The sequence below is a fragment of the Pedobacter cryoconitis genome, assembly GCF_014207135.1.
Classification (GTDB): domain Bacteria; phylum Bacteroidota; class Bacteroidia; order Sphingobacteriales; family Sphingobacteriaceae; genus Pedobacter; species Pedobacter cryoconitis_D.
In genome coordinates this window covers 101,361-115,695 of sequence record NZ_JACHCC010000012.1, presented here as the reverse complement: position 1 = coordinate 115,695, position 14,335 = coordinate 101,361, and the positions used below count along the sequence as shown (strand labels likewise).

The 14,335-nt window shown below is 39.2% G+C and carries 14 protein-coding genes; 7 read left to right on the top strand and 7 right to left on the bottom strand.

All coding sequences use genetic code 11. The annotated features are described in order from the left end of the window. The first annotated feature begins 1 nt into the window (after position 1). The 3 genes from HDF25_RS21090 to pdeM are packed head-to-tail and all read left to right on the top strand — an operon-like array spanning position 2 to position 4,749. Positions 2-1,609 (top strand): ATP-dependent DNA ligase, encoded by a 1,608-nt coding sequence (locus HDF25_RS21090; RefSeq protein ID WP_184628381.1) that lies wholly within the window; start codon positions 2-4, stop codon positions 1,607-1,609. Then, positions 1,590-4,124 (top strand): ligase-associated DNA damage response DEXH box helicase, encoded by a 2,535-nt coding sequence (locus HDF25_RS21085; RefSeq protein ID WP_184628380.1) that lies wholly within the window; start codon positions 1,590-1,592, stop codon positions 4,122-4,124. Before HDF25_RS21090 ends, HDF25_RS21085 begins: the two co-directional genes overlap by 20 nt. Further along, positions 4,114-4,749 (top strand): ligase-associated DNA damage response endonuclease PdeM, encoded by a 636-nt coding sequence (gene pdeM, locus HDF25_RS21080; protein WP_184628379.1) that lies wholly within the window; start codon positions 4,114-4,116, stop codon positions 4,747-4,749. Before HDF25_RS21085 ends, pdeM begins: the two co-directional genes overlap by 11 nt. Here pdeM and HDF25_RS21075 read toward each other — a convergent pair. Both HDF25_RS21075 and HDF25_RS21070 read right to left on the bottom strand, forming a co-directional pair. Continuing rightward, positions 4,746-5,195, bottom strand: coding sequence for an NUDIX domain-containing protein (locus tag HDF25_RS21075; protein ID WP_184628378.1), 450 nt, complete (start codon positions 5,193-5,195; stop codon positions 4,746-4,748). The two genes, pdeM and HDF25_RS21075, sit on opposite strands and share 4 nt — an antisense overlap. Beyond that, entirely contained in the window at positions 5,192-6,169 is a 978-nt protein-coding gene (locus HDF25_RS21070; protein WP_184628473.1) for a cation diffusion facilitator family transporter, read from the bottom strand. The genes HDF25_RS21075 and HDF25_RS21070 overlap by 4 nt, the downstream gene beginning before the upstream one ends. A gap of 114 nt (positions 6,170-6,283) precedes the next feature. On the opposite strand from HDF25_RS21070, the gene HDF25_RS21065 reads away from it, so the two are divergent. Both HDF25_RS21065 and HDF25_RS21060 read left to right on the top strand, forming a co-directional pair. Then, positions 6,284-7,477: a pyridoxal phosphate-dependent aminotransferase gene (locus tag HDF25_RS21065; RefSeq protein ID WP_184628377.1), complete on the top strand. Its 1,194-nt coding sequence runs from the start codon at positions 6,284-6,286 to the stop codon at positions 7,475-7,477. Between the two features lie 192 nt (positions 7,478-7,669). Continuing rightward, positions 7,670-8,866: a hypothetical protein gene (locus HDF25_RS21060; RefSeq protein ID WP_184628376.1), complete on the top strand. Its 1,197-nt coding sequence runs from the start codon at positions 7,670-7,672 to the stop codon at positions 8,864-8,866. 244 nt (positions 8,867-9,110) lie between these two features. Here HDF25_RS21060 and HDF25_RS21055 read toward each other — a convergent pair whose 3' ends face one another. After that, on the bottom strand, positions 9,111-10,352 hold the full coding sequence (locus HDF25_RS21055) for an ABC transporter permease (RefSeq protein ID WP_184628375.1): 1,242 nt from the start codon (positions 10,350-10,352) through the stop codon (positions 9,111-9,113). 186 nt (positions 10,353-10,538) lie between these two features. Here HDF25_RS21055 and queA point away from each other — a divergent pair, with 186 nt between their 5' ends. Together queA and HDF25_RS21045 are read left to right on the top strand one after the other, a co-directional pair. Then, on the top strand, positions 10,539-11,588 hold the full coding sequence (gene queA, locus HDF25_RS21050) for a tRNA preQ1(34) S-adenosylmethionine ribosyltransferase-isomerase QueA (protein WP_184628374.1): 1,050 nt from the start codon (positions 10,539-10,541) through the stop codon (positions 11,586-11,588). A 116-nt stretch (positions 11,589-11,704) separates the two neighbouring features. Next, the gene (locus HDF25_RS21045; RefSeq protein ID WP_184628373.1) at positions 11,705-12,382 is read left to right on the top strand and encodes a 2-C-methyl-D-erythritol 4-phosphate cytidylyltransferase; all 678 of its coding nucleotides are present in this window, start codon (positions 11,705-11,707) and stop codon (positions 12,380-12,382) included. Between the two features lie 38 nt (positions 12,383-12,420). Here the strand turns inward: HDF25_RS21045 and HDF25_RS21040 are convergent, their stop codons facing one another. The 4 genes from HDF25_RS21040 to HDF25_RS21025 all read right to left on the bottom strand — a co-directional run bounded on the left by HDF25_RS21040 (position 12,421) and on the right by HDF25_RS21025 (position 14,322). Further along, the gene (locus HDF25_RS21040) at positions 12,421-12,579 is read right to left on the bottom strand and encodes a lmo0937 family membrane protein (protein ID WP_184628372.1); all 159 of its coding nucleotides are present in this window, start codon (positions 12,577-12,579) and stop codon (positions 12,421-12,423) included. A gap of 124 nt (positions 12,580-12,703) precedes the next feature. Then, positions 12,704-12,925, bottom strand: a complete 222-nt coding sequence (locus HDF25_RS21035; protein WP_008240955.1) for a DUF2795 domain-containing protein — start codon at positions 12,923-12,925, stop codon at positions 12,704-12,706. Between the two features lie 84 nt (positions 12,926-13,009). After that, positions 13,010-13,558, bottom strand: coding sequence for a cob(I)yrinic acid a,c-diamide adenosyltransferase (locus HDF25_RS21030; RefSeq protein ID WP_184628371.1), 549 nt, complete (start codon positions 13,556-13,558; stop codon positions 13,010-13,012). Then, complete coding sequence (locus HDF25_RS21025; protein WP_184628370.1) at positions 13,558-14,322, bottom strand: ABC transporter ATP-binding protein; 765 nt, start codon at positions 14,320-14,322, stop codon at positions 13,558-13,560. Before HDF25_RS21025 ends, HDF25_RS21030 begins: the two co-directional genes overlap by 1 nt. Positions 14,323-14,335: the final 13 nt, after the last annotated feature.

The window sequence follows — 14,335 nt, the reverse complement described above, 5'->3', positions numbered from 1 at the left end:
TTTGAAAAGATTTGCAGAATTGATACAGCAGCTTGAAATGAGCAACAAGACCAACGATAAAATCGCGGCCCTGATTAGCTATTTCAGTACAGCAGATGAAAAGGATAAACCTTATGTCATTGCGATGTTTACAGGTAAAAAGCCACGAAGACCTGTACCAACTGCATTGATAAGGGAATGGGCTGTTGAATTAAGTGGTATTCCGGCATGGTTGTTTGCAGAATGTTATCATAGCGTCGGGGATCTTAGTGAAACAATAGCACTGATCCTCCCTCCGCCAGATCATCACACAGATCGTAAACTACACGAATGGATTACGGATCTGGCCTTATTGAATGGTCAGTCAGATGCTGTTAAAAAAGAATTCATACATCAGGCCTGGGCCGGACTAAGTACTCCCGAACGTTTCATATTTAACAAACTGATCTCTGGAAACTTCAGGATAGGTGTATCAGGTAAAATGCTCGTCAATGCCATAGCCAGACAAAGTAACACGGAGAGCAGTAAGATCATGCACAGTATCATGGGAAAATGGTCACCTGATGAAATTACTTATCAGGAACTGGTGGAAGGCAAACACGTCAATACAGACAATTCCTGGCCTTATCCATTTTGTCTTGCTTATGCACTGGACGCTGCACCCGCGGATCTTGGAGAAATCAGGGATTGGCAGGCTGAGTGGAAATGGGATGGTATTCGCGGACAGATTGTAAAACGTAATGGCGAATTATTTATCTGGTCAAGAGGTGAAGAACTAATCACAGCTCAGTTTCCTGAATTACATTTCCTGAAGGATGATCTTCCTGACGGAACAGTAATTGATGGTGAAATTCTCGCCGTGAAAGACGGAAACGTTCAATTATTTAGTATACTGCAACAAAGACTAAACAGAAAAACCATTAGTAAATCACAATTAAGAGATGTACCTGTCGGTTTTTATGTTTATGATATTCTGGAACATGAAGGCAATGACATTCGAAAAGAAGACCTGGCATCCAGAAGAAAAAAATTAGAAGAAGTTTTAGCCAGATTGAGTAACCAGCAAACAATCCTGCTTTCACCAGTTATTCAATTTGATAACTGGGAACAACTTGCAGAACTACGGGAAACGTCAAGAACAAACAACAGTGAAGGCATCATGCTGAAGAAGTTAAGTTCCCTTTACCATAGTGGCCGTAAACGTGGAGACTGGTGGAAGTGGAAAATTAATCCTTATACAGTTGACGCGGTCATGATTTACGCTCAAAAAGGAAGTGGACGCAGAGCCAATCACTTTACAGATTATACTTTTGCGGTCAGCGATGGTGAACATTTAATTACGATTGCTAAAGCTTACTCAGGACTAACTGATAACGAGATTAAAGAAGTAGATTCATTTGTCAGAAAAAATGCGCTGGAAAAATTCGGTCCTGTGCGGACAGTAAAACCAGAGTTGGTATTCGAAATCGCATTTGAAGGGATTGCGGTAAGCAAGAGGCATAAAGCAGGTCTGGCTTTGCGTTTTCCGAGAATAATGCGTTGGAGAAAAGATAAAAAAGTGACTGAGATTAATACACTGGATGATTTAAGACAATTGTTAGCTTCGACTTATGCTGCTGAAAAAGAGTAAAGGTTATAAACAAGTGATCAGCTGGTTAAAGGAGCAAAGAAAAAAGCCCTTTAAATTTCAAACTGATGCCTGGCAATACTATGCTGAAGGTTATAGTGGTTTGGTCAACGCCCCTACGGGTTTCGGGAAAACGTTCTCCTTATTCCTGGCTGTTGTCATTGAAGAGCTGAACCATCGTGAAACAGACAAAACCATTAACTCCAAAACAATCAGCAGACAGAAAAATGCAGGGTTGAAATTATTATGGATTACCCCATTACGTTCTCTGGCTAAAGATCTGGCCAGGGCAATGCGTGAGGTCTGCACAGAACTGGAACTGGACTGGCATATTGGGGTACGTAATGGCGACACCCCACAAAATGAGAAACTGAAACAGAAAAAACAGATGCCCGAGGTGCTGATCATCACCCCTGAAAGCATGCATCTTTTACTGGCACAGAAAGACACTTCAGCGTATTTCGATGGATTACAATGCATTGTTGCTGATGAATGGCATGAATTAATGGGTAGTAAACGCGGGGTAATGGCCGAACTGGCTATATCCAGGATCAGAGAGCTGGCAGTCAGCAAACATCCTGAAAAGTTATTGAGAATCTGGGGTATATCCGCCACTATAGGAAATCTGGAGCAGGCACTGGACGTATTAGTCCCCTATCCTGAATTATTAAAAACAATAGTTGTTGCCGATGTAGAGAAAAAAATCTTGATCAGGTCTATATTACCTGATCATATAGATATGCTTCCCTGGGCGGGTCATCTTGGACATAAACTTGCACATAAACTACTTCCGATCATCTGGAAAAACAAGACTACATTAATATTCTGTAATACCCGGGGTCAGGCTGAACTCTGGTATCAGAACTTACTGAAACTTGACGAAAATCTGGCTGGACAACTCGCAATCCATCATGGATCGATAGACTATGAATTACGCAACTGGATTGAAGACGCCATCCATACTGGGATTTTAAAAGCTGTGATCAGTACTTCCTCACTAGACCTTGGGGTAGATTTTAAACCTGTAGACACAGTTGTGCAGATTGGATCTCCCAAAGGAGTTGCAAGATTTCTTCAGCGTGCCGGACGGAGCGGCCACTCTCCCAACGAAGTTTCGAAGATCTACTTCCTTCCAACTCACGCCCTTGAACTGGTAGAGGCTGCTGCTATCAAAGAAGCAGCCAAAACTCAGAATATTGAAAGCAGGGAACCAGTGGTAATGGCTTTTGACGTCCTGATTCAGTACATGATTACCCTGGCTACCGGTGATGGATTTGATGATCAAAAACTTTATAAGGAAATAAAAAGCACTCACGCCTTCAGAGAACTGGAGCCAGCAGAGTGGGCCTGGATGATGCAATTTATCACAACTGGTGGAGACAGCCTGACCGCTTACACGGAATTCAGTAAAGTTGAAAAAGAGAATGGATTATGGAAGGTTAAAAGCCGGCAGCTCGCAATGCGCCATCGTCTTCATATCGGGACCATTGTGAGTGATGCCATGCTGAAGGTTAAATATCTGACTGGTGGTTATGTTGGAATGGTCGAAGAATCGTTTATTTCCAAAATGAAACCAGGTAACAGTTTTACGTTGGCAGGGAGAGTCCTTGAATATATCATGATTAAAGAAATGACCATTCTGGTGCGTAAAAGCAAACTTAAGACCGCCATTAGTCCTAGCTGGCTTGGCGGAAGATTATCCTTAACTGCCAATCTTGGGGCAATCCTGAGACACAAGTATAACCAGGCTCTGGACAAGACACATGAAGATGAGGAGCTCGACATAATCCTTCCGCTATTTGAGCGGCAGGCTAAAGTTTCGCATGTTCCAAAGGATGATGAGTTCCTGATAGAATTAATTAAAACCAGAGATGGTTATCATTTTTTCGCCTATCCTTTTGAAGGCAGACAAGTACATGAGATTATGGCGGCCCTCATTGCCTACCGCCTGAGTAAAGTAAAACCTATAAGTTTTTCTATAGCCATGAATGATTATGGTTTCGAGCTGCTAAGTGAGCAGCCGATTCCACTTGATGAAGAGAATTGCAAACTCTTGTTTAGTCCGGTCAACTTGGGCGAAGATATTGTAGCTAGTATTAATGCAACTGAAATGGCAAGACGTAAATTCAGGGATATTGCCTGCATTTCGGGTTTAGTATTTCAGGGCTATCCAGGTAAATATGTAGCCAATAGACACCTCCAGGCTTCGTCTACCTTATTCTTTAACGTTTTCAGCGATTATGATAAACATAATTTACTGTTGCGGCAGGCTTATGATGAAGCTTTTTATCAGCAGATTGAAGAACCCAGGTTAGCAGCTGCCTTACACAGAATACAGAAAAGCAAGATAATTATTGTTAGGCCAGACAGTTATACACCATTGTGTTTCCCGATAAAAGTAGATAGCTTAAGGGAAAATATGAGTACTGAAGAATTAGGAGAAAGAATCGCAAGAATGACTGCTGAGGCAGATGGCAAAGAATTAAAGACACACCGGAGAAAAAAGAATGAACATTAATTGTAGAGGAGAAAATCTTATACTGAGTGAAGAGAGGGCAATTTACTGGGCAACAAAAAAGATGTTGATTATCAGTGACCTCCATTTAGGAAAAGGTGCTCATTTCAGAAAGGCGGGCATACAGATTCCTTCTCTGGTAAATACAGCCGACCTGGATCGTCTTACCAATCTGCTCAGGCAATTTGAGCCGGAATGTCTCCTTGTTACCGGAGATATGTTTCATCATCAGATGAATAGTGAAGTAGCACTGTTTAGTCAGTGGAGATCTCAATATCCGGATCTGAAAATTATCCTGGTTAAAGGCAACCATGATTCACTTCTGGCCAGCGATTACGAAGAGATGATGATTGAAATCCATGCCATCGAATTCTTAATGAAACCATTCAGATTTATACATGACCAACCTTCAGTCACCGATGCATATTACAATATTACAGGGCATATTCATCCTGGCGTAACGATTTATGGGAAAGCCCGGCAGCAAATTAAGTTACCTTGTTTTTATTTCGGAAAAACATGCGCAATCCTACCGGCATTTAGTGTCTTTACGGGGTTAAGCAAAATCAAATCACAACAGGGTGATCAGTTTTATGCGATAACCCCGGAAAGAATATTTCTGGTTTAGTCTGCTGATTGTGCAATCAGTGATAATAACATATTAACTACTGTTTTATCCGTTTTAAAGGTAACGTCGTTTTCAGTCAGTGCGTCCAGATCAATCCAACGGAACGCCTGTAAAATCCCCGGATCAAAATCCATGGCTTTGGTTTTAAAATTCAGTTTCAATTCACTGACCTCTCTGACAAGGTAATAAATACTGATAATCTGGCTGTCATTGAAGGAAGATTTTTCATAAAAATCTGTCGTATAGAAATGGCTTAGAATTTCTATTTCAGCATTACACTCTTCCATAAATTCACGTTTAAGTGCATCAATAAGGCCTTCCCCATATTCCAGTCCGCCACCAGGGAACTTACTGAAACTTCTCCCTCCAGATTGTTCATCACTGATCAAAATCTGATTCTCTGCATTGATTAATAAACCGTAAACTCTTACATTGAAATTATTCATCTGTCGAAATGTTTTTTATTTTTAGTAGCATTCTCCACATTCCATCCGATTTCTCCAGTGAAAGCTTCCTGCCGTACGTGACAATTTTTTAGTTTGCAATAGTTGCAGCATTCTGGCAAACAGGGATCTGCGTGTATAAATAGTTCAGTACTCCGTTCAGCATTTCCATTAATCAGATGATCAATAGAAGAGATTTCAGCATGTACCTGGTTAAGATCATAATAATATGGAAGCGTGAGATGGCAATCAATATGGAGATCTGCCCCGTATTGCTGTGCCCTGAGATTGTGAACATCTATCCAGGCTTCGTGTCTGTTATGCTGTAAAATATCAACAATAGTTTTAACCAGTTCGACATTACTCTCATCCATTAACCCTCCTACCGATTTCCGGGTTAGTTTGTAGCCGTTATAAACGATATAGAAACCGAGCAGAATAGAAATGACACTATCCAGCCAGTAAATTTTGGTGACCTGGATCAATATAATACCAATGACTAAACCACCGCTGGTTATAGCATCTGTCAAAAGGTGTTTACCATCTGCTTCCAGCGTAAGAGAGCGATGTTTTTTACCCGTATTGATAAGATAGTATCCTACGATGAGGTTAATCAATCCTGTGGCACCAATAATCAGGGCACCATCCAGTAGCTGCTGGATTTCTCTTGGAAAAACGAGATCATAACTCGATTTAAAAATGATAATCAGGCCGGCTATGGCTATCAGTACCCCTTCTACAAAAGCCGAGAAGAACTCTACTTTACCGTGTCCGTAAGGATGGTTTTCATCTTTAGGCAGTGTAGCCAGATAAATGCTGTAAAAGGCAAAGCTACTGGCTAGTACGTTCACAATACTTTCTGCTGCATCAGTTAAAATAGCATTGGAATGGGTGAGAAAGTAAGCGCCGAATTTGGCCAGCATCAGGATAATACTAATGCAGAGTGAAATGAGTATAGCTTTCTTTTTAGGCAGCAAAGGAATTGATTTAGCCCCCAAAAATACGTTTTCATAATCATATTACATTAAAAAGTACTTTTTTTAGTTGCAAATTGCTCTAGGTTTTTATATTTGCTTTCTTATAAGCGAATCATGACATTTTTATCGAAAAGAATCAACAACCTATCAGAATCACAGACCATTAAAATGGCAAAGCTGGGGAGAGAGCTCACCGCTAAAGGAATCGATGTAATTAATTTAAGTTTTGGAGAACCTGACTTTTTTACACCAGAACATGTTAAGGAGGCCGCTAAAAAGGCAATTGATGAGAACTATTCTTATTATACTCCAGTATCAGGATATCCTGAATTGCGGAAGGCAATTGTTGAGAAGCTGAAGAATGAAAATGGACTGACTTATACCTTTGATCAGATTGTTGTTTCAACAGGTGCAAAACAATCACTTGCAAATGCTGTAATGTGTCTGGTTAATCCGGGAGAAGAGGTCATCGTGCCTACTCCTTACTGGGTTTCCTATTCGGAAATGATTAAACTAGCTGAAGGTGAGACCGTATTCATCAATGCGACAGTTGAAAATGATTTTAAGATTACTGCCGGTCAGTTGGAGGCTGCGATTACGCCAAAAACGAAAGTATTCATGTTTTCATCTCCTTGTAATCCTACAGGATCTGTTTACAGTCATGAGGAGCTGGCTAGTCTTGCTGCTGTATTTGAAAAACACCCGAACATCTATATCATCTCTGATGAGATTTACGAACATATTAACTTCGTAGACAAACACGCTTCTATCGCTTCTTTTGATTCGATTAAAGACAGAGTAATTATCATCAATGGTTTCTCTAAAGCTTATGCAATGACAGGCTGGAGAGTTGGTTATATGGCTTCTAACAGTATAATTGCTTCTGCCTGTGATAAACTACAGGGACAGATCACTTCAGGAACTTCTTCCATATCCCAGCGTGCTGCCCTTGCTGCTTACCAAAGCGGTTTAGAAAGTGTAGTTGAGATGAAGAATGAGTTTAGAAAACGCAGAGATCTTGTTTACGGTTTACTGAAAGAGGTTCCTGGTATTAAGGTGAACCTTCCTGATGGTGCATTTTATTTCTTCCCTGAAGTCAAAGAATACTTTGGTAAAAGCGTAAACGGTCAGGTAATCAATAACGCAGAAGAGTTGTGTCTTTATTTATTAAATGAGGCTCATGTATCTACAGTTACAGGCGAGGCATTTGGTAATGAGAACTGCATTCGTATATCTTATGCCGCAGCGGAAGATCAATTAGTTAAAGCTGTCTCAAGAATCAAAGAAGCATTATCCAAATTAGCTTAAAAGATAAATTCAATATAGTTCAATACAAAGGAAGGCTGTCCCGAATTAATTCAGGGCAGCCTTCCTTTGTATATTAAGAAGGGGTACTGTATCAAATGGTCAAACTATAGGACACAAAAACTGATGCTTCAAATCGCAAAAGCATTAAAAAAATACCACTATATTGTTAATTATTCTAAAATTAATTGACCAATGCAACACCATACGATTATTGAAGAAAAATATTCGGACTTCGTTTTATCCCACCTTGAACAATTGGGATTATACCGCGCTTTTCAGAGCAGGGAAAAAGAATACCTTATCAATAAAGATGGAGATATAGTCTATAAATTACCCGAAAGCACTTCTGATGAATTTTATTCGACTAATTTTTCTTCAGGCAAATGGCATAAATTGGATACTGAACTTAATCTGAGAATTAATTACTGGATTCAAATTAAGTATACATCTTCGGAAAGTCCGCCTTTGACCGCCACCGTATTCACTTTTAAGAACAATCAGGTAGTCCAGCTTTTAAGGGAGGAACTCCTATTAAACGCCATTGTTTTAAGCCCAGAAAGGTTATTGCTCCAAATAGCAGCAGACAAGGGTGCCCCTTTTTCCTTATCAAGGATATGTATCTATGACATTAAAGAGAACGAATTCATAGCTATTCATCAGGCGAAATATAGACAAGAACCTTTTTTGGTCCATAGCGTTTTTGGGTCAGATTATTTGTTTTCGGTATTGATTAAAGAAGTAAGAAATAAAGCACAGGATTATGATCATCAGCTATTCTGGCTGTACAATCATGAAGGAAAACGTTTGGTAAACTTTGAAACAACAATCGGGCAAAATGGTGAAATCACCTGGTTTGAGCCTTCTAAAAGAGGTCTTGGAATTACCTACAAAATATTAGATAGACCTTTTAAAATAGCATCCAGTTCTTATGACAGCAATTATAGTGTGTGCAATGTGTTAATAGATCGTCATGGTCATGATTACGGAGATTTTTACCATATCGCAGGACAAACACCAGGATACATAGGAAAATCCTCCACACGGCAGCCTAAATACCTGGATAAAAAACTTTTATGTCTGTCTCTCCCAGAAGAAGAAACATCCCATCCTCATCTGTCTATTTTTGATGAAAACAACAACTTGATCCGAACAAAATATGAGTATCCCTGGATCTTTGCTTATTCCTCCAATTCTCTCATCAAGGATAAAAACATATTTGGCAAAACCTGTATCACCGTTATTGATCATAACAATTATGTACGGCTTATAGATTTAGAAGGGAATGAGATAGCGCATACCATACCTATAAAGTTTCATAGTCTGACAGTGAATTATGCTAAAATGTTTACACTTCAGGCAATTGAAATTGCAAAGAGGTATGAGGATTAATGATGCCTTAAATCGTTAATTTAACCCTATCTATATATACTCCCTGCTTTTTATTTTCCCGTTTATGCAGTTTTTCTTTAAGCATTATTGTATATCTGTTTTCTACCGGATTAGATTGTTTCCCGGGTTTTTCCGGTATAGGGTGTCCAGGTCTTATAGAATTTAAAAACCGGTTGTGTTATTTTTATGGCATTCTCCATTTTGAGGAGACCGGCCATAAAAATAACACAACCGGTTTTTAAACTTACGACCGGATAGCCTCCACCGGATCAAGCCTCGAAGCTGAATAAGCCGGCCAGAAACCTGATATTGTTCCAATGATTACTGAAATACCAATTCCCATGATGATGTTTTTCATATACAGTACAATTTCCACCTTGAACCCATAAGTAAACACCAGCGTCAGGCTATATACCAATAACAATCCCAGCAACCCTCCTAAGATGCACAATGCTATAGCTTCAAACATAAACTGAAGAAGAATAAAATAATTCTTGGCTCCCAGAGATTTTTGGATTCCGATAATATTTGTTCGTTCTTTTACAGATACAAACATAATATTCGCGATACCAAATCCTCCTACCAGGATAGAGAAACCACCGATTACCCATCCCGCTATTCTTACCATTTTAAACATCAGGTCCAGCTGGTTTGAAATCATTGTAGTTTTATTCAGTGCAAAATCCTCTTCAGCACCCGGTTTGATCCGGTGGATAGAGCGCATCGTTCCCATCAGTTCACTTTCTACTTCTTCCAGTGGAATGCTCGTTTTTCCTCTCACTGTGATCTGAGGACCATAATTCCCATTCTGAACATCAAACACGCTTTTCGCCAGGTTTAAAGGAATCAGCACATTTTTATCCTGAGACATTCCCAACATGTCCTCCCCCTCCTTCTTAAACACTCCGATAACAGTAAGCCTGCGTCCCATTGCTTTAATTTGTTTACCTACTGCAGGTTCACCGTTGAACAATCCATCAGCGATCAGCGCTCCTATAATCACTACCGGCGCACCTGTTTTACCTTCAGTTTCCGTAAAATATCTTCCCTCCTGGAAAGCTAGTGTCCAGGTTTTATCATAATCCTGTGTTGAAGCATTCACTGATGCTCCAGTTACTGAGCTGCTCCTGTATTTAATAGTCCTGTTACTTGCAGACGCTTCATAAGAAATACCATCGACATTCCCCATACGCTCTTTTAGCGCCTGGTAATCTCTTAAGCTAGGATCAGGTCTGTTTATATATTTCCACCATGGATAATCCCCAAAACCCCATGGCCATTTTTGAACAAAAAGAGTATTGGAGCCCAGTTTATCAACACTTTGCTGCAATTTGTTCCGCAGCGTATCTACACCCGAAAAAACAGCAATAATTGTGAATATACCGATTGTGATCCCCAATAAGGATAACATGGTCCGAAGTTTATTCTGACGGAGTGCATCGGCAGCAAACCTGAAACTTTCGCCTATAAGTCTGAATATCATCATAATTACTGTTTAGATCAAAACTAACCAAAAAGGTTACAGTTTAACTCAAATAATTATAAAAATAGATAACCGGCGCGCTTATTGTAGGTTTGCCTCAGACAGATATATAAATATACATTTGTATAAATATATTTTTATACAAATATATTGCGTAAATTTGCGGCCTTAATTATTTTATTAAAAAACATGAAGTTATCTCAATTTAAGTTTAATCTACCTGAATCATTAGTTGCCAATAATCCTTCGGAACACAGGGACGAAGCCCGTTTAATGGTTTTACATAAAGACACCGGTAAAATTGAACATAAAATATTTAAGGATATCTTAGAATATTTTGATGATCAGGATGTAATGATACTGAATAACACTAAGGTTTTCCCTGCACGTTTATACGGTAATAAAGAGAAAACTGGTGCTACAATTGAAGTGTTTTTACTACGTGAACTAAATAAAGAATTACGTTTATGGGATGTTTTAGTAGATCCTGCACGTAAAATCCGCGTTGGAAATAAACTTTATTTTGGTGATGATGATTTATTAGTTGCTGAAGTTGTAGATAATACAACCTCACGTGGCCGTACCATCCGTTTCTTATTTGACGGTACAGATGAAGAATTCAGAAAAAACATTGAAATTCTTGGAGAGACTCCACTTCCAAAATATATAAAACGTAAAGCTACAGCTCAGGATAAAGAACGTTATCAGACTATTTTCGCTAAACACGAAGGTGCAGTTGCTGCTCCTACTGCAGGAATGCATTTTAGCCGTGAATTAATGAAACGTCTGGAACTAAAAGGAGTAAATTTTGCAGAAGTAACACTTCACGTAGGATTAGGTACTTTCAGGTCTGTTGAAGTTGAAGATTTAACAAAACACAAAATGGATTCAGAGCAATTCATTATTGAAGAGTCACAAGCAAACATTGTAAACAAGGCCCTGGCGGAAAAAAGACGTATCTGTGCTGTTGGTACTACATCAATGCGTGCTATCGAATCTGCCGTTTCATCTGCAAGAACACTTAAACCTGCAAATGACTGGACCAGCAAGTTCATTTTCCCTCCATATGATTTCAGCATTGCCAATTCCATGATTACTAATTTCCATACTCCGGAATCAACTTTGCTGATGATGGTAAGTGCATTTGGAGGTTATGATTATGTAAGAAATGCCTATGAAGTGGCTTTGAAAGAAAAATATCGTTTCTACAGCTACGGTGATGCCATGTTGATCATCTAATTGTGATAAACCCAAGATATAAAATAGGAGGACCTTTTAGGTCTCTCCTATTTTTTTTGCCTGAAAAAACTTATTTTTCTTGAAAATCTTTGACAAATAAAACTTAATCTATAGCCATGAAGTATTACGCTATAATTGTTGCCGGTGGCAAAGGCAACAGGATGAACCTGGAAGTCGCCAAACAATTTCTGGAACTGGATGGCAAACCCATCTTAATGCATACACTTGAAGCATTCCACAAATGTGTATTAAATCCTGAGCTTATCCTGGTCCTGAATATCCATCAGCATCTGTTCTGGGAAAAACTTTGCACTACTCATGATTTTAAAATCCCCCACCAGGTCGTTAAAGGCGGTCAGGAGCGTTTTGATTCTGTACGCAATGGATTGAAAGCAATTAAAGGTAAAGCGATCGTAGCCATCCATGATGCCGTTCGTCCGCTTGTCAGTGCAGAACTGATTAGTCAATCCTATCTGATGGCTGAAGAAAAAGGAAATGCTATAACTGCTATACAACCCGTAGACTCTGTAAGAATAAAACGTGAGGGTCAAAATTCTGAGGCTTTAAACAGAAATGAGTTGTTTATGATCCAGACACCTCAGACTTTCCAGATAGAGCAATTGAGAAAGGCATATCTTCAACCTTATAGAAATGAATTTACTGATGACGCATCAGTGGTCGAAAGAGCAGGATTTAATATCAACCTGCTTACAGGAGAAAGAAATAATATTAAAATAACTTATCCGCAGGACCTCGAACTGGCCTCCTTCCTTTTACAAAAGAAAGGCTCCTGATTTCGCAGGAGCCTCTGACATATCATATCCGGTACCTTTTATGTTGCCCTGTTTATTACTTTAAGAAGTATAGCTATAACAGCAATCACTAATAATACATGGATCAGACCACCTACATCTCCGAATCCATGAAAGAAAAAGCCAATTACCCACAATATAATCAGGACAACGGCAACTAAATAAAGTAAATTTCCCATAACTCTAATTTTAGATTGATTGTTAATTTATTGATTTCAGAATTCAAACAATTCCTGACATTAATTAAACAATCTTCGTTCCAAAAAAAAAGCCCCGTCACCGGGGCTCTGAATTATGTCTGTTTTAATACTCGTCTTCGTTAAAGAAGAAATCATCTTTAGTCGGATAATCCGGCCAAATCTCTTCGATAGTTTCATATGGTTCACCATCATCTTCCAGGGCTTGCAGGTTTTCAATCACCTCTACTGGTGCACCTGATCTGATACCATAATCAATAAGTTCGTCCTTTGTTGCAGGCCATGGAGCGTCCTCCAAATGCGATGCCAATTCTAATGTCCAATACATATTCTATACTATTTTATTGTTCTTATTTATTTTGCAAAAGTATATTAAAAAACCTGACGAAAACAAATTTATTTTTCAACTAATTTACAACCTTGGTAACCAGATACTTTCATTCGTTTTACTATCGAAACTTAACTTCCTGCCCAACACAAACAGGTAATCACTCAATCGGTTCAGATATATCGTGACTTTGTCATCAACAAAACTTTCTGTAGCCAGATGTACCGTTAACCTCTCCGCTCTCCTGCAAATACATCTTGCAATATGACAGTAAGAAACAACTGTATTTCCACCGGGAAGTACAAAGTGTTTCAGATCCGGAAGAATCTCATTCATCTGATCCATTTCTTCTTCAAGCAACGTAATGTCTGCAAGGTTAAGATCGGGTATCTTCATACGTGATTTTTCAGGGTCAGCAGCCAGAGAGGCGCCTATCGTGAATAAACGATCCTGTATCTCCTTTAGTACATTTTTTGCATGGTTATCGATTTCCTGACACTGGATAAGCCCGATATAAGAGTTCAGTTCATCAACCGTACCATAACATTCTATCCTGAGGTGGAATTTTGGGACACGTGTCCCACCGATCAGAGAGGTTTCTCCCTTATCTCCGGTTTTGGTATATATCTTCATTAATGATGTCCGATTTTTTCAAAGTCTTCCCCAGTCTCCATTAACTTTGAAAGTCTCGGGGAAACGGTTTTAATATCTGTATTTAAATAATCATTCTCAATCAGTCCATCACGCATTCTCACAATTCTATGCGCGTGTAAGGCAATATCCTCTTCGTGAGTTACCAGGATAATGGTATTTCCTTTACTATGAATCTCTTCCAGCAAACCCATGATTTCAACAGAAGTTTTAGTATCCAGGTTACCTGTTGGCTCATCTGCAAGGATAATAGAAGGATTATTAATTAATGCCCTTGCAACTGCTACACGTTGACGCTGACCTCCTGAAAGTTCATTCGGCTTATGTGTAATCCGGTTACCCAAGCCGACATTTTCCAAAGCTTGTTGTGCGCGCTTATCGCGTTCCTTCTTAGTAATACCTGCATATATCAATGGCAAAGCCACATTATCCAGAGAAGTGGATCTTGGTAAAAGGTTAAAAGTTTGAAACACAAATCCAATTTCCTGATTTCTAACCTCTGCCAATGCATCATCGGACATATGGCTTACATTGATCCCATTGAGAATATATTCACCTTTACTAGGTGTATCCAGGCAACCCAGAATATTCATCAAAGTCGATTTACCCGAACCAGATGGTCCCATTAAAGCCACAAATTCTCCTTTATTAATATTCAGGGAAACTGATTTTAAGGCATGGATAACCTCAGTTCCTATAACGTATTTCCGGCCTATTTCCTTGATATTGATTAGTGGTTTTTCCATTTAAGCAGATATT